This is a genomic window from Chryseobacterium sp. C3 (genome assembly GCF_014218905.1).
In the GTDB taxonomy this organism is placed as follows: domain Bacteria; phylum Bacteroidota; class Bacteroidia; order Flavobacteriales; family Weeksellaceae; genus Chryseobacterium; species Chryseobacterium mucoviscidosis.
The window spans coordinates 172,257-195,517 of record NZ_JACLCU010000003.1 but is presented as its reverse complement, the minus strand read 5'-3'; the positions used below and the strand labels follow the sequence as shown (position 1 = coordinate 195,517).

The window sequence follows — 23,261 nt, the reverse complement described above, 5'->3', positions numbered from 1 at the left end:
TTCATCAATCATTAATATTAATATCTGATTCCCAGTTTTTTAAGAATAAAACTCAACAGCCAGATCGGTCCTACCAAAAGGAACTGCAAATCTTTCAGGAAAGAAGGTTTTTTGCCTTCAATCTTATGTCCTACAAACTGAAAAATCCACGTTATTACAAAAACAGCGAGGTAAACCATCCACGATTTTTCTTCAAAACGGATATTGATTCCATAAGCGAAACTTTCCATTAAAATCATCACGAAAAACATGATCAGACCGATTAAAAAAGAAAGTCTGGTATAAAAAATAGTCACTAAAGCGATGGCAGCAAAGCTTATATAGCTGATTTCGCCGATGTACCTGAAGCCAATTGATTTTGAAGGAATGATAGAAATAAAACCTAAAATTGTCCAGAAAATTAAAGGAACACAGATCCAGTGGATCAGCTTATTGGTCGAGTTTCTGTGGCTTTCGGCGTATTCTGCAAATAGTAAATCAATTTTTCTCATATCATTAATTTGGAAAACACTAAAATAATAAATTTTTGTGATCGCTCAAGAGATTGCTTACATTTGTACTATGTCTGTCTTAGAAAAATTCGGGGTTGAAATCTTTACGCAACATAATATTTTCGAGAGAATTTCTGTCGATAAACCATTCCGTCCTGATAATCCGGCGTTTATCTTTGTGAAAACAGGAAGTATTAAGCTGAAACAGCATTTTCGAGATCTTGAGCTTTCCGCCAATATGTTTATGGTAACAGATCCTCAAACGGTGTACGAAATGATCTCCATCAGCGATGATTTCCAGTCGAGAATGGTTTCTTACAAACGTGAATTTATCTCCGCCTTATCTTTGAAGTTCAACAGATTAATTACATACCGTTACTTCAGACAGCAGATGAACATTGGTGTTCCTTTCGAACCGGATGAACTGGAAGTGGTCTGGAAAAGTGTAAATTTCCTTAAATATATTCTCGATTCTGAGACAGAAATGACTTACAAGAAAGAAATTGTTGAACATCTTTTTTCCGTATTCTGCTATCAGATGGCGGGAATTATTTCCAAGGAAGACAGCAATTCCATGAGTCAGATGTCAAGACAGGAAGAAATTGTTTTTATTTTCCTGAATGATCTCGCGCAACACCACACCCATGAGCGAAGCGTGGAGTTCTATGCGCAGCGCCAGTCGATTACAACCAGACATCTTTCGGCGGTGGTAAAAGAGATTACGGGAAAGTCGGCAAGCCAGATTATTTCACTGATTGTGATGAATGAAGCAAAAGTGCTGCTGAACTCATCAAATAAGCCTGTTTCGGAGATTTCAGGTATTCTCGGTTTTAGTGATCCTTATTCTTTTTCGCACTTTTTTAAAAAACATCTGGGCGAAAGTCCTTCTCAATACAGAAATCAGTTCGAAAACTAAAATCTTACATTTGAACATCTTTTTCCAATTCTTAAACATTTGTTTGAGTTTGTTGCTGCCGTACCTTTGTATCCGTAAAACAAGGTAAAATGGTTAAGAACATAAAAACAGCGCTATCACTCGTGATAGCCTTATTTCCTGCGCTGTTTTTTTCGCAGGAAATAAAACAGCTCACTGCAGACGAAGTTGCCGAACTCGCGGTGCAGAATCATCAGCAACTGAAAGTTTCGGCACAGAATATCGACATTGCCAGACAGAACACGGAAGTGGTAAAACTACAGAAACTGCCGAACATTACGGCTTCTACCAGTCAGTTCTACTTAGGCGATGCCGTTGCTATCGACAAAGATTTCTCAAATTCCACAAATATTCCAATGCCGCACTACGGAAGTTCGTATGCAATTCAGGCAACACAGCTTATTTTTAAAGGTGGATTGGTGAACAAGTCTATTGAAATGGCGGGACTTCGTGAGCAGCTTTCCAAACTTGATCTGGAAAAGAACAAACAGGACGTGAAACTTCTGGTCATTTCAAATTATCTGGATATTTATAAAATTTTAAATCAGGAAGCAGTTTTTCAGAACAATAAAAAACTGGCTCAGGAAAGACTGAAAAATATTCAGAAATTTTATCAGCAGGGAATGGTGACGAGAAATGAGGTCATTCGTGGTGAACTGGCAATCAAAAATTTAGATCAGGGTATTTTAACGTTAAAAAACAATAAAAAAATTCTGAATTATAATTTAAGCATTGCTTTAGGATTACCCACTGATACGGAAATTGTTCCTGTAGAAAGTTTGCAGAACAAAGAATCGGGAATCGGGATCGAGTATTATGTAAATCTCGCTCATGACAGCAATCCTTTGCTGAAATCTGCGAAAACAAACATTGATGTTGCCGACAAAAATATTGAAATTATTAAAACCGACAGAATGCCTACGATTTCAGGTTTTGGAGGATATTCTCTGCAAAGACCGATTACTACAAGAAATCCTGTTCTGGATATGTATTCCGGTGGTTGGCAAACGGGGATTTCATTAAGTTACAATATTGATAATCTTTTTAAAACCAAAGAAAAAGTGAAGCTGGGAGAACTGCAGAAAACGCAGGCAAATGATGCGATGACTTTAACGCAGCAGAATATTGATATGGCTGTAAATGCGGCATATACCAAATATCAGGAATCTATTCAGCAGGCGGAAATTTTAAATGATGCTAAAAAACTGGCGGAAGAAAACTATAAAATTACCGAAGCTAAATATCTGAATCAATTGGCGGTACAGGCGGAAATGATCGACGCGCAGAACCAGAAATTACAGTCGGAGCTTGATTATGCGAATGGAGAAATCAATGTGCTGTATCAGTATTACAATCTTTTAAAATCTACCGGAACACTTTAATATTTAAAATTTGAAAAACAAAATGGAAAACAAGGAACAAAATACACAAAATACAACTCAGGCTCCTGCCAATTCAGGAGCTGCAGCCAATAAAAAAGAACGAAAGAAAAACAGAATCAAAGCTATCATTTCCAACATCGTGGTCTTTGCCGTCATCGGTTTTGGATTGTACTGGCTGATTGCACAATATTTTCACATCGGTGATAAAACTTATACGGAAGCGGCTCAGGTTGAGGAATTTATCAATCCTATCAACACAAGAGTTTCAGCTTATATCAAAGATATAAAATTCATTGAACATCAAAAGGTTAAAAAAGGAGATACACTTGTTGTACTGGATGACCGCGAAATTTTAACCCAGATCGGACAGGCGGAAGCAGCGTATCAGAATGCTTTGGCGCAAAGAACGGCAACAAGTTCATCGGTGAATACGGTTTCCAATAACGTGAATGTAATGGAATCTAATATTGCGGGAGCAAAAGCAAGACTCTGGAATGCAGAGCAGAATTTAAACCGTTACAAAAACCTTCTGGCTTCCGAAGCGGTGACGAGACAGCAGTACGATCAGGTAAAAACGGAGTATGATGCACAAAAAGCGGCGTATCAGACTTTAATCAACCAGAAACAGTCGGCGAATCTTTCAACTGTGGAAGTGAAAAGTAAATTCGGGATCATTGATGCGGAAATTAAACGAACAAAATCTGCTCTGGATATGGCGAAAATTAATCTTTCTTATACGGTAATTACCGCGCCTTATGACGGAGTGATGGGAAGAAGAACGATTTCTGAAGGACAGTTGATTCAGCCGGGACAACAGGTGGCAACGATTGTTTTGAACGGTCAGAAATGGGTGACTGCCAATTTTCTGGAAAGTCAGATGCCGAATGTAAAAACAGGAGAAAAAATGATGATGACAGCCGATGCGTTGGGCGGAAAACAATTTGAAGGAGTGGTTACAGCGATTTCTGCGGCTACAGGTTCAAGATATTCTAATATTCCGACGGATAATTCTACCGGAAACTTCATTAAAGTTCAGCAGAGAATTCCTGTAAGAATTGAGTTTACGCCTTCCAATAAAAAAGAAGATATCGAAAAGCTGAGCGCAGGAATGAATATGAATATTGTGATTAAAAAATAAGAACAGCAGAAAGAGGGATGAGGAAAACCGAGGTGAATGTGTTTTAAATCATACATCTTCAGACTTTCAGCCTTCAAATCAAATTTTAAAATATGTACAACAAAGGATTATACCGAGATTGGGTACCGAAACCTGTCCAGCTTTTACTGATCGTGCTTTTACTGGCGATCGTGATGCCTTTAGGCGGTGTTTACACAGGAAACATCAGTTATATGGTGGGCGGAACCGGTGCGCTTTCGGAAAATTATATTTTTGCAAATTATGCTTCCACGATCGGAATGGGAGCGGCAATGCCGATTGTTCTTAGACTGAAAATGCGGTTTAAGATCAGGGATAAAATTACGGTTGTTCTGGTTCTTTTGGGAATTTTAAATTACATTAATGCAACCACACTTCAGCCTTCTGTAATCATCGGAAGTTCTCTTCTGATCGGTTTCTTTAAAATGATTGTTGCGATCGAATTATTTTTACCTGTTATGGCAATGATCGGGAACCGTGGTATTTTTTACGGTGTTTTTTATTCATTTATCCTGATTATGAACCAGATTGCGGGGTATTATGCCGTAGAAGTTTCGGTTTTGTATAACTGGCAGCAGTTTTTCGTGCTGATTTCGATTTTGTGTTTCGGACTTGCCATTTTGCAGTGGATTTTTATGCACGATCAGTATTTTGCGCTGAAAGTTCCGCTTCATTATATTGACTGGCTGAGTATTGTGCTTTTTGTGGCAACGTTTATGTTTTCGGCGTATGTTTTTGCTTTCGGAAAGCAGCAGGATTGGCTGAATTCTAAAAATATCATGAATGCAGGGATTGGCGCTTTTGTAAGTTTTGCGCTTTTGGTGACCAGACAGACGCATCTGAAAAGACCTTATTTATCATTCAAGGTTTTTTCAAAAAGCAATGTTCTTCATGGATTGTTTATGCTTCTTTGTCTGGGAATGTTTATGGCGACAGCAACGTTACAGAATATTTTTGCCGTCGGAGTTTTGGGATACGACCAATTAACGAACGCGAAGCTTAATCTTCTGATGATTCCGGGAATTGTAGTTGCAGGAATTGTGGCGATTATCTGGTTTAAAAGAGACAAACCTGTGAAAATGTATATTTTTTCCGGATTTGCAGCGATGTTGGGATATTCAGTTATTATGTATTTCTCTATGGTTTTGGAGTTTAATTATGACAACTGGTATCTTCCTTTATTCCTGAAAGGTTTTGGGATGACGGTACTTTTTATTTCCGTTTGGTATTACACGCTTGATAAGCTTGAACTTGATGATATGATGGCTGCCATCGGATTGGCTTTGGTCTGGAGAACTTTTCTTACGATCGGTTTCTTTTCGGCGGTATTTTCATGGTTTCAATATCGTTTTCAGGTGGAAAGTTTAGGGAATCTGGCGGTTTATATGGATGGATTAACGGTGAGTTCACAAAGTGTGGCTGCCAATCTTAAAGGAATTCAGCTCAATGCCATTATTGCTGCCAATAAAAAGATTTTCGGGTATATCGTTATTGCCGGTTTCGGAATTTTAGGATATATTCTTACGCATCATTTTGGAAGAGAACGTTTTGTATCCACAAGATTTATAAAAGTGTTAAGCGGAAAATCTGTAATTGCCAGAAGAAGACTTTTGGAAAGAAAAAGATTATCCGAAGAAATAAAAGACGCAGCAGGTCCTGCAATGTAAAGAACCTTGTTTTTCATTTACTGAGTCAAAGCTCCATTTTAATTGTAAAGTGGGGCTTTGCGTTTTGAGAATGAAACTTGATTAAACTAATTTCAGAATTAACCGCAAAAGGGACAAAAGATAATGTTAAAGCGAATTTCCAGAATAATCAAAGTGCTCAAAAGAATAAAAATCAAAGATTTTTAAAAACTATTGTGAACTTTTTCATCAACTTTAAATAAAAAATTTAGTAGATCTTTTGCACCTTTTGCGGTTAAATAAAGTTTAAACAGACTTATGGTTTAAAAATTTAAAGTCAAAAATTTCGAATGTTAATTTTAGAATTAAAACTTGTGATAAACTAATTTCAGAATTAACCACAAAAGGGACAAAAGATAATGTTAAAGCGAATTTCCAGAATAATCAAAGTGCTCAAAAGAATAAAATCAAAGATTTTTAAAAACTATTGTGACCTTTTTCATCAACTTGAAATAAAAATTTAGTAGATCTTTTGCACCTTTTGCGGTTAAATAAAAGTTTAAGCAGACTTTTAGTTAAGTGCGTTTTTCACCATAGATGTTCATTTAAAAATTTCAAAAAACTTATCTTTGCATCAATATATTACGCTATGAAAGATTTAATGGGGAAAGCCATTTGGGATTTTTATCACAACGAAAATCCTGAAGATCTGCAGACCGAAACTTCTATTTCCGAACTGGATGAACTTCCTGTAAAATATCTGTTCCGTGATTTTGACGGAATGAATACAATTGAGCAAAAAGCTCTGCAACTTGCAAAAGGAAAAACGTTAGACATTGGAGCAGGAGCGGGTTCTCATGCTTTATATCTTCAGAATGAAAAAAATCTGGATGTTACGGCATTGGATATTTCTCCGAAATCCATTGAAGTCTGCCGGTTAAGAGGAATAAAGAAAGCAGTTGCTGAAAATATGCTTCATTTTTCCGGAGAAACATTTGATACGATTCTTTTACTGATGAACGGCACAGGCATTTTCCAAAGTCTTCATGTGATTGATATTTATCTGAAAAAACTTTATTCGCTTTTGAATCCGAACGGTCAGATTTTAATCGACAGCACAGATATTTTATACATGTTTGATGAAGATGAGGACGGCGGTGTTTATATTCCTGCGGAAGGATATTACGGCGAACTCGATTATATTGTTCATTATAAAGGAGAATCTGAAGATCCGATAAAATGGCTGTATCTGGATTTTAATACCTTAAAAAATGCAGCCGAGAATAATGGTTTTAAAATAGAAGAAGTGTTGCAGGAAGAGGATTCTTATCTGGCGAAACTGATTAAAGAATAATTAGTTTTTGTCATTGCGAGGAGCAAAGCGACGAAGCAATCTCAAACTTAAAAAATAACATTCAGACTTAACTTTTCTTAAAGCCTTAACAGAATCTTAATGGTTAAAATCTGAAACATTAAGATTTATTTATATCGTTAAGATTAATAAAAGATTGCTTCGTCGCTTTGCTCCTCGCAATGACAAATAAAAAATCCACATGAAGTTGAATTCACGTGGATTTATTTTTTATCTCAATATCGGATTATCCAATCTCAATACCGTTTTCAACATTGCTGTCATCCGGCGTTACGAAAGATAATTTTCCGTCCGGTTTTGTGGTTAAAAGCAACATTCCCTGAGATTCAATTCCTCTGATTTTTCTTGGGGCAAGATTCAATAAAATCATAACCTGCTTTCCAACAACTTCTTCCGGGGTAAAGCTTTCTGCAATTCCTGAAACTACAGTTCTTACATCCACTCCTGTATCAACAGTTAGTTTCAGTAATTTATCTGCTTTCTCAACTTTTTCAGCTTCTAAAATAGTGGCTGTTCTTAAGTCGATTTTCATAAAATCATCAAAAGTGATTTCTTCTTTCATAGGTTTTGCGTTAGGGTTTGTTTTTTTATTGTTTTGCTTGGTGTCTTCCAATTTCTGGATTTGAGCTTCGATAACATTATCTTCAATTTTTGAGAAAAGAAGAGATGCTTCGTTGATTTTATGACCTGTTTCAATTAAAACAGATTTAGTTTCAATAGTATTCCAATCAGATTTTTGAACATTAAACATATTCAACAATTTCTCAGAGCTGAAAGGCATAAACGGTTCACACAACTGTGCTAAAGCAACTGCAATCTGAGCTCCTACAAATAAAGAATGTGCCGCTTTTTCAGGGTTATCTTTTATTGTTTTCCATGGCTCTTCTGTCTGAAGATACTGGTTTCCGAAACGTGCCAAATTCATTAAAGCTGTTAAAGAATTTCTGAATTCATAGTTTTCTAAAAATCCTGAAATTTCTTTTGCTGATTTGTTAATTTCTTTTAGCTCAGGAGTGTTTACATCACCTTGAGGAATAACCCCATCATAATATTTATGAATTAACACAGCAACTCTGTTGATGAAATTTCCGAAAATTCCAACCAGTTCAGAATTATTTTTCGTCTGGAAATCCTTCCACGTAAAATTGTTATCTTTTGTTTCAGGAGCGGATGAAAGTAAGGCATATCTTAAAACATCCTGTTGTCCCGGGAAATCTTCCACATATTCGTGCGCCCAAACCGCCCAGTTTCTCGAGGTGGAAATTTTATCGTTCTCAAGATTTAAAAACTCAAAAGCAGGAACATTTTTAGGCATGATATAATCTCCGTGAGCCTTCATCATCGCAGGGAAAATAATACAGTGGAATACAATATTATCCTTTCCAATAAAGTGAACCAAATCACTTTCCTCGCTTTGCCAGTAATCTTTCCAGTTTTTTCCGTTTTTCTCCGCCCATTCTTTCGTGAAAGAGATATATCCGATTGGCGCATCGAACCAAACGTACAATACCTTTCCTTCCGCATTCGGAAGAGGAACCGGAACACCCCAGTTCAGGTCTCGGGTCATGGCGCGAGGTTTTAACCCATCATTTAACCATGATTTTACCTGTCCGTAAACGTTGGGTTTCCAATCGTCTTTATGCCCTTCAATAATCCATTCGTTCAGGAAATCTTCGTATTCATTTAATGGTAAGTACCAGTTTTTTGTTTCTTTCAAAATAGGAACGTTTCCGCTTAACATGGATTTCGGATTAATCAATTCCGAAGGTGAAAGGGTAGTACCGCATTTTTCACACTGATCTCCGTAAGCATTCTCATTACCGCAGTTCGGGCAGGTTCCGACGATGTATCGGTCTGCTAAGAATTCTCCAGCCTGTTTGTCAAAATACTGCTCAGACATTTCTTCGGTGAATTTTCCTTTTTCATAAAGAACCTTAAAGAAATCCTGACTGGTTTCGTAATGATTTTTAGAAGTTGTTCTGGAATATTCATCAAAAGAAATCCCTAAATCTGAAAAAGATTTTTTAATGATTTCGTGGTATTTGTCTACAATATCCTGTGGTGTAACCCCTTCTTTTTTAGCTCTTATGGTAATAGGAATTCCGTGTTCATCGCTTCCGCAGATAAACGCTACATCTTTCCCCAATCTTCTCTGAAATCTCGCATATACATCCGCAGGAATATAAACACCTGCCAAATGCCCTATATGAACCGGTCCGTTTGCATATGGCAATGCCGCCGTAATCATCTTTCTGTTTGACATTTATAGTAAAGTTTTAGGGTGCAAAGATAAGCATTATCCATGAAAATCTGATATTGTCTGTATTTTGAAGCTTTACGGGTAATTTGAGGATGTCAAATATTACATTTAGTTAAACGATTGTTTAACTTTTTGTTAATTTTAAACCAGTATTATGTATTGCATATTTTAATGCAACGAATTGAAAAATAAATATTTAACTTAAATGGATCGTTTAATATACATAAATTTATGTTAATTTTAAATAAATTTATCATAATTATAATTTTTTTATAAATTGCAACGCAAGCAGTAATGCTTATTTAACAAGAACGAAACTATATAAAAGAAATATTGTGAAAAACTTTACAACGGTATTAAAAATTGCGCCTGCATTTTTATTAGCAAGTACAATGATTCATGCTCAAACAAAAGACTCTGCTACGAAAGAAAAAAAGATAGAAGAGGTTGTTTTGATTGGGTATGGTAAACAGAAGAAAACGGATCTTACGGGTTCTATAACTTCAGTAACAGCGAAAGATTTTAATGGTGGTGCACTTTCTGCCGGACAATTGATTCAAGGAAAAACACCAGGTGTTCAGATTACTAATAGCAGTGGAGCTCCAGGATCGGGAACTAAAATTAGAATTAGAGGAACATCTTCATTAAATGGCGAAAACTCACCTTTGATTGTGATTGATGGAGTTCCGCAGGACTTCGTTGGAATCAATGGAATTTCAGACCCTTTATCATTAATTAATCCTAATGATATTGAAACGTTTGATATTCTTAAAGATGCTTCTGCAACAGCTATTTATGGAAATAGAGCTTCTAATGGTGTTATTTTAATTACAACAAAAAAAGGAACAGCGGGTAAATTTAAAGTTAATTTTTCTACTGTAACATCTGTTTCTACGAAGATGGGTAATGTGGATGTTCTTAATGCTGATGAATATAGATCCTTTGTAAATGAGATTGCAAAAACAAATCCTGCAGTTGCTGTAAATGCATCTCGTCTTGGATCTGCCAATACAAATTGGCAGGATTTAATTTATCAGAATGCATGGGGAACTGATAATAATTTAGCTTTTTCAGGAGGTGTGAAATGGCTGCCTTATCGTTTATCTATAGGTTATAATGATCAGAATGGTATTGTTAAAACCAATTCTTTTAAAAGAACGTCTGTGGGATTAAATTTGAATCCAAAATTTTTAGACAATCATCTATCTGTTAATATTAATGCAAAAGGAACTTTTACAGATAATAGATTTGTAGATTCTGGAGTTATTAAAGCAGCTACCTATTTTGATCCTACTCAGCCAGTTTATTCAGGTAATCCAAAATATGGTGGCTATTATGAGTGGACCGATCCAAATAATACAAACACAGGGTTAAACGTTAATGGTACTTCGAATCCTTTAGGTCTTATAGATGGAATACATGATGTATCATCCGCTTGGAGAGGTTTAGGTAATGTTCAATTAGACTATAAATTACATTTTTTACCTGATTTACATTTTAATGTAAATGCTGGTTATGATTATTCTAAAAGTGATGGCGCAAAAACAGTAAGTCCTATTTACAGAGCAGGAATTGCAGATTTGGGAACATACAATAATTATTCAATGGAAAAAAAGAATAAATTGTTAGAAACTTATTTTAGCTATCTAAAAACAATTAATTCTATCTCTACGACAATTGATTTAACTGCAGGATATTCTTATCAAGATTTTTATACTAGCATTCCGGGATCTGTAACGTTTAAAGGAACTGGTCAAAATACTTCTACTTCAAATTTTGAGACCAAAAATGTTCTATTGTCTTTTTATGGTAGAGGAATATTTACAATAGCTAATAAATATATTATTTCTGCATCCATCAGAAGAGATGGATCATCAAGATTCTATAATGGAACAAAGAGTAATCTATGGGGTAATTTTCCAGGAGTTTCGGTTGCTTGGAAAATCAATGAAGAAAACTTCTTAAAAGATAAAGGTATTGATGCTTTAAAATTAAGAGCGGGTTGGGGAGTTACAGGGCAGCAAGAACTTCCTACTCTGGATACAAACAAGCCTAGAAATTATCCGGCATATGCAGCTTATAATATGAGTTTTGATGGAGCACAATATCAATTTGGAGATCAGTTTTTTTTCATGATGCGACCTGAAATTTATAATCCAAATTTAAGTTGGGAAACAACTACTACAAAAAATGCGGGTATTGATTTTGGATTCCTTAAAAACAGAGTTACAGGATCAATCGATATCTATCAGAAAGATACTAAAGATCTTATTGTAGATTCTCCGATTGCTGCGGGAGATTTAAGCAATCATAATCTTTTAAATGTAGGCAATATGCAGACAAAAGGTATTGAGGGTTCAATTACGATTATTCCTATTAAAAAAGAGAATACAACTTGGGAAGTGTCATTCAATGCTACACACTACAAATCAAAAATTACCAAATTGATTAATGGAGCAGATTCTACTTACAGAATTTTAGTAGGAGGAATTGATGGTGGCGTTAACAATACGGTTCAGGCACATACAGTAGGATATCAACCTAATGCTTTTTATGTTTTCCAGCAGGTTTATGATTCTAACGGTAAACCTTTAGATGGAGTATATGTTGATAGAAACGGAGATGGAAAAATTGATGTGAATGACAGATATTATTATAAATCCACGCAACCAGATGCTATTTTGGGATTCAATACAAAATTTACTCATAACAATTGGGATATCGGACTTAGTGCAAGAGCAGTTTTAGGAAATTATGTATATAATAATGCCGCTTCAAATAGTTCAATTCAGTCTTTAACTACCAATAATTATTTACAGAATGTGTATTCTAGTGCTGCTAATTACAGATTCAGCAGCCCTCAGTATAATTCAGATATATTTGTAGAGAATGCATCTTTCCTTAGACTGGATAATGTAAATGCTGGTTATAATTTTAAAGATGTTTTTTATAAAGGAAGTAACATTAGAGTATATGCAATGCTTCAAAACGTTTTTGTTATTACTAAATACTCTGGAATAGATCCTGAAGTTTTCGGGAATATTGATAATGGATATTATCAGATGCCAAAGGTGTATTCATTAGGATTTAACTTTCAATTTTAATTAAAATGAGACAATTTAAAACAAATATAATAGCAGTTGCAGCTTTATTAAGTATTTTTACTGCAACATCATGTGTGAATGATTTAGAACAGATTCCAATTACAGATGTTACTTCCGCCAGTGTTTTTGCTGATTTTACAAACTATCCGATGGCTTTAGCTAAAATTTATGGTGGTTTTGCCAACGGAGGACAATCCTCGAATGGTGGAAATTCTGATATTAATGGTATTGATGGAAATTTTTCACAATATACAAGGGTTCTTTATACTTTACAGACTTTGCCTACTGATGAAGCGGTTATTGCTTGGAATGATGGAACATTACAAACAATTCATAAAATGACATGGGATTCTTCTAGTGAATTTATTGAAGGTGCTTATTATAGAATTTTTACACAAATAGCAACTAGTAATGAATTCTTAAGAAATGTAACTGATGAAAAGTTGGCAGCAAATAATATTACAGGAAGTAATTTAACTGAAGCAAAGTATATGAGAGCAGAGGTAAGATATCTTCGAGCACTATCTTATTATTATGCTTTAGACCTTTTTGGAAATGTACCTTTTGTAGATGAAAGTTATTTACCAGGATCTGTAACCCCTCCAAAAAGAATTACACGTGCAGAACTTTTTAATTTTGTTGAAAGTGAGTTGCTTGCAGTAGCTGGAGAGTTGAAAGATCCCAAAACTAATGTATATGCTAGAGCAGATAAGGCAGCGGCATGGTCATTATTGGCAAGATTATATTTAAATTCTGGAATTTATAACGGATCTAATCACTATACAGATTGTATCACATATTGTAATAAAGTAATTACAGCGGGATATTCTTTAAAAACAAAATATGGAGATTTATTTTTAGCTGATAATGATAAAAATAATCCAGAAGTTATCTTACCAGTCGCATTTGATGGGATCCACATTCGTACATCTGGAGGAACAACGTATCTTATCCATGCTGGCGTGGGTGGAAGTATGCCAGCTTCAAACTTCGGAATTAGCGGAGGCTGGGGAGGTCTAAGAACGACTAAGGCTTATGTAAACTTATTTTCAGGAACGCCAGCTGATCAAAGAGGTAATTTTTATACAAACGGACAAAGTTTAGAAATAAATGACTTGGGAGTTTTCACTGACGGTTATGGCTTTATTAAATTTAAAAATTTAACAAGTGGGGGTGTAGCTGGGTCTGATGCTTCAGGAAATTTCTGTGATACAGATATTCCTATATTCAGGCTTGCTGATATTTATTTAATGTATGCTGAAGCTACTTTAAGAGGTGGAAGTGGAGGAAATATAACTACAGCACTAGGATATGTAAATGCATTAAGAACAAGAGCTGGTGCACCTACAGTTTCATCAATCAATACAGATTATATTTTGGATGAGAGAGGCAGAGAGCTAGGTTGGGAAATGACCAGAAGAACAGATTTAATCAGATACGGTAAATTTACGACAGCTTCATATTTATGGCCTTGGAAGGGAGGAATAAAAGATGGTAAAGCGGTAGAAGATTTTAGAAATCTTTATCCTATTCCGGCTAAAGATATTATTGCGAATCCAAATTTAATTCAGAATCCTGGATATTAACAAAAAACACTTTTTAAAATGAAACATTTATTTAAAATATTCACACTGTTTGCTGTAGCATTTATTATTTCTTCTTGCGAGAAAGATGAGGATTTAGCTGTTGTAAACGATGGGACGGATCCAACAGTTTCTGCAAATAAAACTTCAGTTGTTTTAATTAACAATCAGTCTGCCAATGAGGCTGTTGCGTTTAATTGGGTAAATTCAGATTTTGGGGTTCCTATTCAAATTACCAATCAATTGCAATTTGCTCTTAAGGGAACGAATTTTGCCGCTCCAAAAATTGTTGAGCTTTCAGCAGGAGCTAAATCTTACAGTATAATTGGAAACGATCTTAACAATATAATTTTAGGGTTAGGGGTAACATCTGTTACAGCTACAGATATTGAGGTAAGATTGAAATCAACAGCTGTTGGGAAGACTCACTATTCAAATATATTACCATTAAAAGTTACACCATTTATTAATGGTCCTATTTACACTTATACAGATTTATACTTAATAGGGGATGCTACAGCGGGAGCATGGGATAACGTGGCGACAAATGCGAAAATTTATCCGTTACTAAAATCTTCGAATCCAAATATCTATACTTACACAGGATATTTTGCGCAGGGAGGATTTAAAATTATTAAAACTCCAGGTTCTTGGGATCCACAGTACGGAATGGGTTCTTCTGCAGGAGTATTAAGTACAAGTGGTGGTTCCGGAAATATCACTATTAATGGTTCAGGATACTATAAAGTTACTATTAATATTTCTTCCTTAACATATACTGTTACGGCTGTAACACCTTCAACAACTACATATACATCTATTTCTTTAATTGGTCCTGCAGCCGGAGGATGGTCTACAGATTTAGATTTAGAAAAGTCTACTTTTGATCCTCATGTATGGGTGAAGAAAAATGTAATGCTAAGTTCTGGAGAATTTAAATTCAGAGCTAATCATGATTGGGGAACAAACTGGGGATTATCTCAGCAGTACTTTGGAACAGCATTATTGGGTGGGGGAAATATTCCTTTAGCAACAACATTTAATTATAATGTCTATTTTAATGATATGACAGGTGATTTCTCTGTAATTCCAGCGAACTAATTAAATCATGTTTCCAATAATAATTTTAAATTGAATTTTACATAGCAAAGTGTTGCTTTTCGGCAACACTTTCTTTATTTTTAAAGTCTATAAATAGTCATTATGAAGAAAATTACAGCAGGAGCAATCATGCTCTCTATGATGTTTGCGGGTGTTAATGCACAATCTTTAAAATCGCCGGATGGAAAGTTCGAAATGGATTTCCAGTTGAAACAGGGCGTACCTTATTACAATCTTAAATATAACGGGAAAACGATCGTTGAAGATTCCAAATTGGGACTCAGATTATTTAAAGATACTTCAATAAAATTCGCCTCAGAAATTGCAAAACCGGAAGATGTAAAATTCGATCTTAACAACGGTTTTACAAAAGTGGATGAAAAGCGTGATGCTAAGAACGAAACGTGGCAGCCGGTTTTAGGAGAAAAGAAAAACTACATCAATCATTACAATGAATTGGCGGTGACGCTTAATCAGACTTCCACAGACAGAAATATCGTGGTGAAATTCAGACTGTTTAATGACGGTTTAGGTTTCAGATACGAATTTCCTCAGCAGAAAAATCTCAACTATTTCGTAATCAGAGAAGAAGATTCTGAAATTGATTTTCCTACAGATATGAAATCCTGGTGGATTGTTGCAGATTATGATTCTCAGGAATACCAGTATCAGGAAACAAAACTTTCTGAAATTCCTGCAAGATGGCCAAAAGCTGCAGATGCAAACGCTTCGCAGACTTTAATTAAAAATGCCGTTCAGTCGCCGGTAATGTTGAAGCAGGAAGGAAAAGAGCCATTATACATCAATGTAGCTGAAGCTGCCGTTTTAGATTATCCGGCTTCTCACTTAGAAGTTGATGCACAAAATTTTAAATTAAAAACACATCTTACAGCAGACAGACAGGGTGCGAAAGGTTACATTCAGACTCCTTCCGTAACTCCCTGGAGAACCATTATCGTTGCCCCAACAGCGGGGGAGGTGATGGATTCTAAAATGCTATTTAATCTTAACGAGCCAACAAAATATACCGATACTTCTTACATTCACCCAACAAAATACATGGGAGTATGGTGGGAAATGATCATCGGAAAATCTCAGTGGGCTTACGGACAGCCGGAATCGAATGTACGTCTTGGTGTAACAGATTTTTCTAAACTGACACCTAACGGAAAACACGGAGCCAACAATACAAAAGTGAAAGAATATATAGATTTCGCTGCAGAAAACGGTTTTCAGGGACTTTTAATTGAAGGCTGGAATGTTGGTTGGGAAGACTGGTTCGGTCACTCAAAAGAATTTGTTTTCGATTTCATCACTCCTTATCCTGATTTCGACATCAAGATGTTAAACGATTACGCACATTCCAAAGGCATCAAACTGATCATGCACCACGAAACTTCAGGTTCTGCAACGAACTACGAAAGATGGGCAGACAAAGCGTATCAGTTAATGAACAAGTACGGTTATGATGCCGTGAAAACAGGGTACGTAGGAGACATGATCCCAAGAGGAGAACATCATTATTCTCAGTGGACAATCAACCATTTCTACAGAATTGCTGAAAAAGCAAATGAATATAAGATTATGGTAAACTCCCATGAATCTGTTCGTCCGACAGGAGAAAGCAGAACATATCCAAACTACATTTCTGCGGAAGCAGCGCGTGGAACGGAATATGAAGCTTTCGGAGGAAATAATCCCGATCATCAGACCATTCTTCCGTTTACAAGATGGATGGGAGGTTCGATGGATTATACCCCGGGAATTTTCCAGACAAAACTGGATTACTATTTCCCCGGAGACAAGCGTTTCGTAAAAACAACTTTAGTAAAACAGTTAGCGCTTTATGTGGTAATGTATATGCCTCTTCAGATGGCGGCAGATTTGCCTGAAAATTACAAAAAGCACATGGATGCCTTCCAGTTTATCAAAGATGTTGCAGCAGACTGGGACGATACGAAAATCTTATCGGCAGAACCGGGAGATTACATCATCACGGCAAGAAAAGCAAAAGGAACTGAAAACTGGTTCGTAGGTGGAATTACCGATGAAAACAAACGTGATTACACTGTAGATTTTTCTTTCTTAGACAAAGGAAAAAAATATGAAGCTACGATTTACGAAGATGGAAAAGATGCGGATTACATCAACAATCCTCAAAGCTATAACATCTACAAAAAAGAAATCACAAGCAAATCTAAAATTAATTTTAAAATGGTACGAAGCGGAGGTTTTGCCATCTCTATCAAACCTGTAAAATAAATAATACAGAAACTGCTAATTCCTTAAAGGTATTTTCCTTTAAGGAATTTTTTTGGCAGAAAATAGATAGATTAATTTAATTTTCATTAAAGAAGCAAATAATAGCAAGTACTTAGCTGCTATTATTTATGATAATTTGATTATCTTTAATTATATGAAAAATATGAAGAAAGCAGTTTTGCTGATGATGATAACAACAGGACAATTAATATTTGCACAAAGCATCAGTCAGATTCTAAAAAATGAAGGAGCATTCAGAAAAGATACTGTTTTATCGGTTAAAAGTGATTCAAAAGAAACTCATTTACCGGTAATTATAATGAAAGGAAAAATAAAAGATCCCGTTTTTACTATTGTAGCAGGAATTCATGGCTACGAATATCCTCCTATCATTGCTGTTCAGGAAATGATAAAAGAAATTGATCCCCAAAAACTAAAAGGAACACTAATCATCGTCCCGATAGCCAATGTTGAAGGATTTCAAAAACGTACCCCATTCATCAATCCTTTAGATAATAAAAATCTAAACAATGCATTTCCGGGATCAGAAGCCGGAACACCCACGGATCAGATAGCTCATCTTATCGCCAGAGAAATAATTTCAAACTCAACCGTATTTCTTGATATTCATGGGGGAGATGCAAACGAAGATCTGCTGCCCTTTATCTGCTACTATAATCGAAAAGACACCCCTGAAAACACAAAGAAGGCTTATCATTTATCACTTCGTTCTCAAATAAGACACATAGTTTCTTATCCTTACAACCTTTTACCTTCTGATCCTGCAAAATACGCATTCAAGCAGGCAACACAGCAGGGAATAACTGCATTAAGCATAGAAGCCGGTAAACTCGGAACTGTACAGAGAGAAAATGTAGAAATCATAAAAAGAGCAGTCTACAATATGTTAGAATACACAGGGAATTATAAAGAAAAAAAAATAAAAATCCAAAAAAGAAAAAACACAATAATTCTGGATCAGCAGGATTACATTAAAGTTCCGGAAAGCGGAATTTTTTACAGCCACCTCAAAAGCGGAGACAGAGTTCGAAAAAAACAGCTTTTAGGATACATTACCGACGAATTTGGAAACAAAAAGCAGAACATATTCTCAGACTCGGAAGGAACTATTTTATACAAAGTGGGAACCCCGCCAGTAAATAAAGGGGAAACCCTCTTCTGCATTGGATATTCCGAAAAAAAATGAACAGAAAATTAATAGGATTAAATAAATTCTCAGTAAAACATATAAATGAATAAAATATATACAATCATAACATTATCCGCAGCGGCATTTGCTTTTTCACAAAAGCCTCTCGATAAAGTAGAACCTGCATTCTGGTGGAAAGGAATGAAAAACCCGGAACTTCAGATTCTGGTGTACGGAAAAGATATTGCTAAAAACGAAATAGAGCTTTCAGACGGAGTTCAGATCAAAGATATTCAGAAAGTTGAAAATCCAAACTATATTTTCGTAACCGTTAATACCAATGAAATTAACGTTCCGAAGTTTAAAATCAATATTAAAAACGGAAAGAAAAATATAGGTTCTTACACGTATGAACTGAAGCAGAGAAATCCAAATTCAGCAAACAGGGAATCTTACTCTTCCAAAGACGTGATGTATCTCATCATGCCCGATCGTTTTGCGAACGGTGACGAAAAAAACGACTCCAGTCCGAATTTAACCGAAAAAGCAAACCGAAATTTTCCTAACGGCAGACACGGAGGAGATCTGCGCGGGATCATCAACAATTTAGATTATATTCAGAACCTTGGAGCAACTGCAGTCTGGCTTACTCCCGTTAATGAGGATAACGAAAAAGTATATTCTTACCATGGATATGCACAGACCGATTTATACAAGATCGATCAGCGTTACGGAACCAACGAAGAATATAAAGAACTTTCCCAAAAACTGAATCAAAGAAAAATGAAACTCGTGATGGATTATGTAACCAATCATTGGGGAGTTTCGCACTGGATGATCAAAGATCTGCCTACAAAAGACTGGATTCACTGGTTCAGCGATGGAGAAAATGGCTTTAAACGTTCCAACTATAAAACAACCACTCAGTTTGATACTAATGCTTCTGAGGTAGATAAAAAATTAGCTTTAGACGGATGGTTTGATACGACAATGCCCGATATTAATCAGAAAAATCCTTTGGTTCTAAAATATTTAACACAGAATGCAATCTGGTGGATCGAATATGCCGAATTGGGTGGTTTTCGGGTAGATACCTATCCTTACAATGATAAAGATGCCATGGCAAAATGGGCAAAAGCCATTACAGATGAATATCCTAATTTCAATATTGTAGGAGAAGCATGGCTGTATTCCAGCGCACATATCGCAGCATGGCAAAAAGATTCTAAAATAGGAGAGGCAGCAAATTATAATTCAAATCTTCCTTCTGTAATGGATTTTATGCTGTATTCTGATCTGCCGAAAGCCTTGAAAGAAAAAGACGGTTGGGATTCCGGAATGGTAAAATTATACAATGTGTTTACCAGCGATTTCCTGTACCCGAATATCAATAACCTTTTGGTGTTTTTTGAAAATCACGATACCGAAAGATTTAACGAAGTTTTCAATGGAAATCCTGCGGAATATAAACTTGCTATGACCTTAATATCAACAGTTCGCGGAATTCCACAGCTATATTATGGTTCTGAAGTGGGAATGCGCGGCGACAAAAACAAAGGGGGCGATGCAGACATCAGAAGAGATTTTCCAGGCGGCTGGAAATCAGATAAGACCAATGCTTTCAATCCTTCATCTCAGACTCCTGAACAAAAAGAATTTTACGATTTTACCCAGAAGTTGCTGAACTGGAGAAAAGGAAAAGAAGTTATTCATACAGGAAAAACCAAAAATTTCGTTCCGCAGAATAATGTTTTTGTGTATTTTAGATACAATGAAAAAGAAAGCGTAATGGTCATTTTAAATAATAATGATGCCGAACAAACGATCGACGTGAAGCATTTCGCAGAATCTCTGAACGGTTTTTCAAAAGGGAAAGACATCATTTCCGGTAAAGAATTTCCGGTAAAGGACAATTTTAAAATCCCTGCAAAATCATCAATGGTTATTGAATTGAATTAAAACTAGGTTTCACAATTAAAATCTTTGTGGTCTTACCTAAGTGAATAGTTTATGCTGAGCTTGTCGAAGTACCTTTGCGAACTTAAAGACAGTTAGTAGTTAAAAAGAAAACTTTGAGCTCTTTGCGTTAAAAAATAAAATTAAAGGTTTATAATTAAAAATGAAAAAAACAACAATATTCTTTACATTCATCCTATTCGTATTGAGTTTTACATCCATTTCTGCTCAGTCAAAATTCGATAAAGAAAAAACAGAAATCGGAAACATGCTCGACGGATTTAATGTCGCAGCAGCAAAAGCAGATTACACCACCTATTTTAATTATTTTGCCGACGAATCTGTTTTTATCGGGACAGATGCTACAGAAGTATGGGACAAAAAAGCTTTTATGATTTGGGCAAAACCCTATTTCGACAAAAAGAAAACATGGAATTTTACTTCCCTGAAAAGAAATATCTACTTCAGCAAAGACGGAAAACTGGCTTGGTTTGATGAATTATTAAATACCCAGATGAAAATCTGCCGCGGTTCAGGAGTAGTGGAAAAAATAAACGGACAGTGGAAAGTAAAGCAGTACGTACTCTCTGTAACCGTTCCGAATGAAGTTGTAGACAAAGTTGTCGCTGAAAAAGCATCGATTGAAGAGATGTTAATCCAAAAACTGAAGAAATAATGGCAGAAATGGTAGGAAAAGCAGATGCAGGAAAATTTGGAAAAGTAAAAAAGCCTAATTTATCCATGGCTCAGATCATCAATATGAGCATGGGATTCTTGGGAATCCAGATGGCTTTTGGTCTGCAAAACGGAAACGCAAGCCGGATTTTGGCAAATTTCGGAGCCGATGTACATGAATTATCATGGTTTTGGCTCGTTGCACCGATAACAGGATTAATCGTTCAGCCGATCATCGGTCACATGGGAGATAATACATGGAGTCCGCTGGGAAGAAGGAAACCTTACTTTTTAATAGGAGCTGTTTTATGCGCCATCGGATTGGTAATGCTTCCCAATGCCGCTTCGGCAACACAAATGATGGCTGCAAACGTTTTACTGATGGCGGTTATTTTTCTGGCCATGATGGATGCTTCTATCAATGTGGCAATGGAACCTTTCCGTGCTCTGGTGGGAGATATGCTTCCAAAACATCAGGCTACGATTGGTTTTTCTGTTCAGACAATTTTGATAGGAATTGGAGCGGTGATAGGTTCAGATTTACCAAACTGGCTTACCAAACTGGGAATTTCCAACGAAGCTCCCAAAGGATTTGTTGCAGATAATGTCATCTATTCTTTTTACATCGGAGCAGCCGTACTTATTTTATCAATTTTATATACAATTATTACTACCAAAGAATATTCCCCGGAAGAATTCGCTTCCTTTGAAGGCGGAAAGGAAATCGTAGAAGAAAAATCCAGAATGTCAGATATTTTCAGAGATTTTGCCAATGTTCCGTCCCAGATGAAGAAACTGGGAATTGTTCAGTTTTTCTCATGGTTTGCCTTATTTACGATGTGGGTTTTTACAACCAGTGCTTTGGCAACCCATCATTTTGGACTTTCTCCGGAAGATACCCATTCAGCGGAATTTAATAAAGCCGGAGATTTAACGGGAAGCCTGTTCGGAAGTTATAATCTCTACGCCATTTTCTTTGCGTTTGCATTAACACCGATTGCTAAATTTATCGGTAAAAAACAGACTCACGCGCTGGCTTTGGCAAGTGGCGGTTTCGGGCTGATTTCCATGTACTTTATAAAAGACATAAATTACCTCTGGATTTCCATGGTCGGATTAGGTTTTGCATGGGCAAGTATTTTGGCAATGCCTTATGCGATGCTTATTGACTCAATTCCACAAAAGAAAATGGGCGTTTATATGGGAATTTTCAATTTCTTTATTGTAATTCCTCAAATCATTAACGGAGTTTTTGGAGGACCAATTGTAAGCAGAATTTTCGGTAAAATGGCAATAGATTATATTGTAGTGGGCGGAATCTGTATGGTTTTAGGAGCTGTTCTCACACTTCTTTTCGTTAAATCTGAACAAGACACCCCAAAAGAAATTGAAAAAGAAATTCAGCAGGTGCATTTCTGATAAAAAGAGAAATACTTCAGTTGATTTTCTAAAATTACCCAAGTGCGGAATAAAGATTGTAAAAAACTTGTTTAAACTAATTTCAGAATTAACCGCAAAAGGGACAAAAGATAATGTTAAAGCGAATTTCCAGAATAATCAAAGCGCTCAAAAGAATAAAAATCAAAGATTTTTAAAAAACTATGGTGAGCTTTTTCATTTATAATCACCAACTTTAAATAAAAAAAATTGTAGATCTTTTGTGACTTTTGTGGTTAAATAAAAGTTTAAACAGACTTAAAATATAAAATAATAGCTTAGCTCATTCATTTTAAATTAAGGATAAGCAAAATTTAAACACTTCTTATCCCGAATTCAGGTTAAAATATAACTCTAAATCTACTGGATTCGGTAGATTTTTTTATTGATGACGATAAAAAATCAGAAAAACTTAAAAAATACGATCCCGATACACAGTCTTTAGGCAAATTTTAGACATCGTATTTTTATCTCACGTTAAAATTTGAAATTCAGCAGCTTATGGAATATTTTTATTTTAATGAATATCGTAAAAAAGACTGTTTTTTATAGATTTTTGATAATTTTCGGGCGGAATTTTTATGAAAAAGTAATTGCGTATCAAAATTAGTTTATACATTTGTATCGTTAAATACAAGCAAAATGAATAACTCAATTATTATTCTTGTCATTTTTGTCATTATCGGATTTTCGGTGATGGGCAATGGCTTGTGATAATTTTTGAAATTGAAATAATACAGACCATTCTCATCACGAGAATGGTTTTTTGTTTA

The 23,261-nt window shown here is 35.6% G+C and carries 16 protein-coding genes; 14 read left to right on the top strand and 2 right to left on the bottom strand.

Annotated elements, in window-relative coordinates:
• Positions 1-17: 17 nt before the first annotated feature.
• The gene (locus H6W53_RS08055) at positions 18-491 is read right to left on the bottom strand and encodes a DUF962 domain-containing protein (RefSeq protein ID WP_087710910.1); all 474 of its coding nucleotides are present in this window, start codon (positions 489-491) and stop codon (positions 18-20) included.
• 70 nt (positions 492-561) lie between these two features.
• Between H6W53_RS08055 and H6W53_RS08050 the strand changes: the two genes are divergently transcribed.
• From H6W53_RS08050 to H6W53_RS08030, 5 genes are all read left to right on the top strand, one after another.
• Positions 562-1,407 carry a helix-turn-helix domain-containing protein gene (locus H6W53_RS08050; protein ID WP_087710908.1) on the top strand — a complete coding sequence of 282 codons (846 nt, stop codon included), beginning with the start codon at positions 562-564 and terminating at the stop codon, positions 1,405-1,407.
• Positions 1,408-1,496: 89 nt separating this feature from the next.
• Positions 1,497-2,807: a TolC family protein gene (locus H6W53_RS08045; RefSeq protein WP_185205918.1), complete on the top strand. Its 1,311-nt coding sequence runs from the start codon at positions 1,497-1,499 to the stop codon at positions 2,805-2,807.
• Between the two features lie 22 nt (positions 2,808-2,829).
• Positions 2,830-3,945 (top strand): HlyD family secretion protein, encoded by a 1,116-nt coding sequence (locus tag H6W53_RS08040; protein ID WP_185205916.1) that lies wholly within the window; start codon positions 2,830-2,832, stop codon positions 3,943-3,945.
• Between the two features lie 92 nt (positions 3,946-4,037).
• Positions 4,038-5,630, top strand: a complete 1,593-nt coding sequence (locus H6W53_RS08035) for an MFS transporter (RefSeq protein ID WP_185205914.1) — start codon at positions 4,038-4,040, stop codon at positions 5,628-5,630.
• A gap of 607 nt (positions 5,631-6,237) precedes the next feature.
• A complete protein-coding gene (locus H6W53_RS08030; protein WP_185205911.1) occupies positions 6,238-6,942 on the top strand; it encodes a class I SAM-dependent methyltransferase in 705 nt (234 codons plus the stop codon).
• A 244-nt stretch (positions 6,943-7,186) separates the two neighbouring features.
• Here H6W53_RS08030 and metG read toward each other — a convergent pair whose 3' ends face one another.
• Positions 7,187-9,223: a methionine--tRNA ligase gene (gene metG / locus H6W53_RS08025; RefSeq protein WP_185205909.1), complete on the bottom strand. Its 2,037-nt coding sequence runs from the start codon at positions 9,221-9,223 to the stop codon at positions 7,187-7,189.
• A gap of 332 nt (positions 9,224-9,555) precedes the next feature.
• On the opposite strand from metG, the gene H6W53_RS08020 reads away from it, so the two are divergent.
• The 9 genes from H6W53_RS08020 to H6W53_RS07980 all read left to right on the top strand — a co-directional run bounded on the left by H6W53_RS08020 (position 9,556) and on the right by H6W53_RS07980 (position 22,675).
• Positions 9,556-12,324 (top strand): SusC/RagA family TonB-linked outer membrane protein, encoded by a 2,769-nt coding sequence (locus H6W53_RS08020; RefSeq protein WP_185205907.1) that lies wholly within the window; start codon positions 9,556-9,558, stop codon positions 12,322-12,324.
• Positions 12,325-12,329: 5 nt separating this feature from the next.
• Positions 12,330-13,910 (top strand): RagB/SusD family nutrient uptake outer membrane protein, encoded by a 1,581-nt coding sequence (locus H6W53_RS08015; protein WP_185205904.1) that lies wholly within the window; start codon positions 12,330-12,332, stop codon positions 13,908-13,910.
• Positions 13,911-13,928: 18 nt separating this feature from the next.
• On the top strand, positions 13,929-15,008 hold the full coding sequence (locus tag H6W53_RS08010; protein WP_185205902.1) for a SusE domain-containing protein: 1,080 nt from the start codon (positions 13,929-13,931) through the stop codon (positions 15,006-15,008).
• A 102-nt stretch (positions 15,009-15,110) separates the two neighbouring features.
• On the top strand, positions 15,111-17,270 hold the full coding sequence (locus H6W53_RS08005; RefSeq protein ID WP_185205900.1) for a glycoside hydrolase family 97 protein: 2,160 nt from the start codon (positions 15,111-15,113) through the stop codon (positions 17,268-17,270).
• A 163-nt stretch (positions 17,271-17,433) separates the two neighbouring features.
• Positions 17,434-18,477: a succinylglutamate desuccinylase/aspartoacylase family protein gene (locus H6W53_RS08000; RefSeq protein ID WP_228457775.1), complete on the top strand. Its 1,044-nt coding sequence runs from the start codon at positions 17,434-17,436 to the stop codon at positions 18,475-18,477.
• 45 nt (positions 18,478-18,522) lie between these two features.
• Positions 18,523-20,379, top strand: coding sequence for a glycoside hydrolase family 13 protein (locus H6W53_RS07995; RefSeq protein ID WP_185205896.1), 1,857 nt, complete (start codon positions 18,523-18,525; stop codon positions 20,377-20,379).
• 160 nt (positions 20,380-20,539) lie between these two features.
• On the top strand, positions 20,540-21,052 hold the full coding sequence (locus H6W53_RS07990; RefSeq protein WP_185205894.1) for a nuclear transport factor 2 family protein: 513 nt from the start codon (positions 20,540-20,542) through the stop codon (positions 21,050-21,052).
• A complete protein-coding gene (locus H6W53_RS07985; RefSeq protein ID WP_185205892.1) occupies positions 21,052-22,470 on the top strand; it encodes an MFS transporter in 1,419 nt (472 codons plus the stop codon). Before H6W53_RS07990 ends, H6W53_RS07985 begins: the two co-directional genes overlap by 1 nt.
• Positions 22,439-22,675, top strand: a complete 237-nt coding sequence (locus H6W53_RS07980) for a hypothetical protein (protein ID WP_185206491.1) — start codon at positions 22,439-22,441, stop codon at positions 22,673-22,675. The genes H6W53_RS07985 and H6W53_RS07980 overlap by 32 nt, the downstream gene beginning before the upstream one ends.
• Positions 22,676-23,261 lie beyond the last annotated feature (586 nt).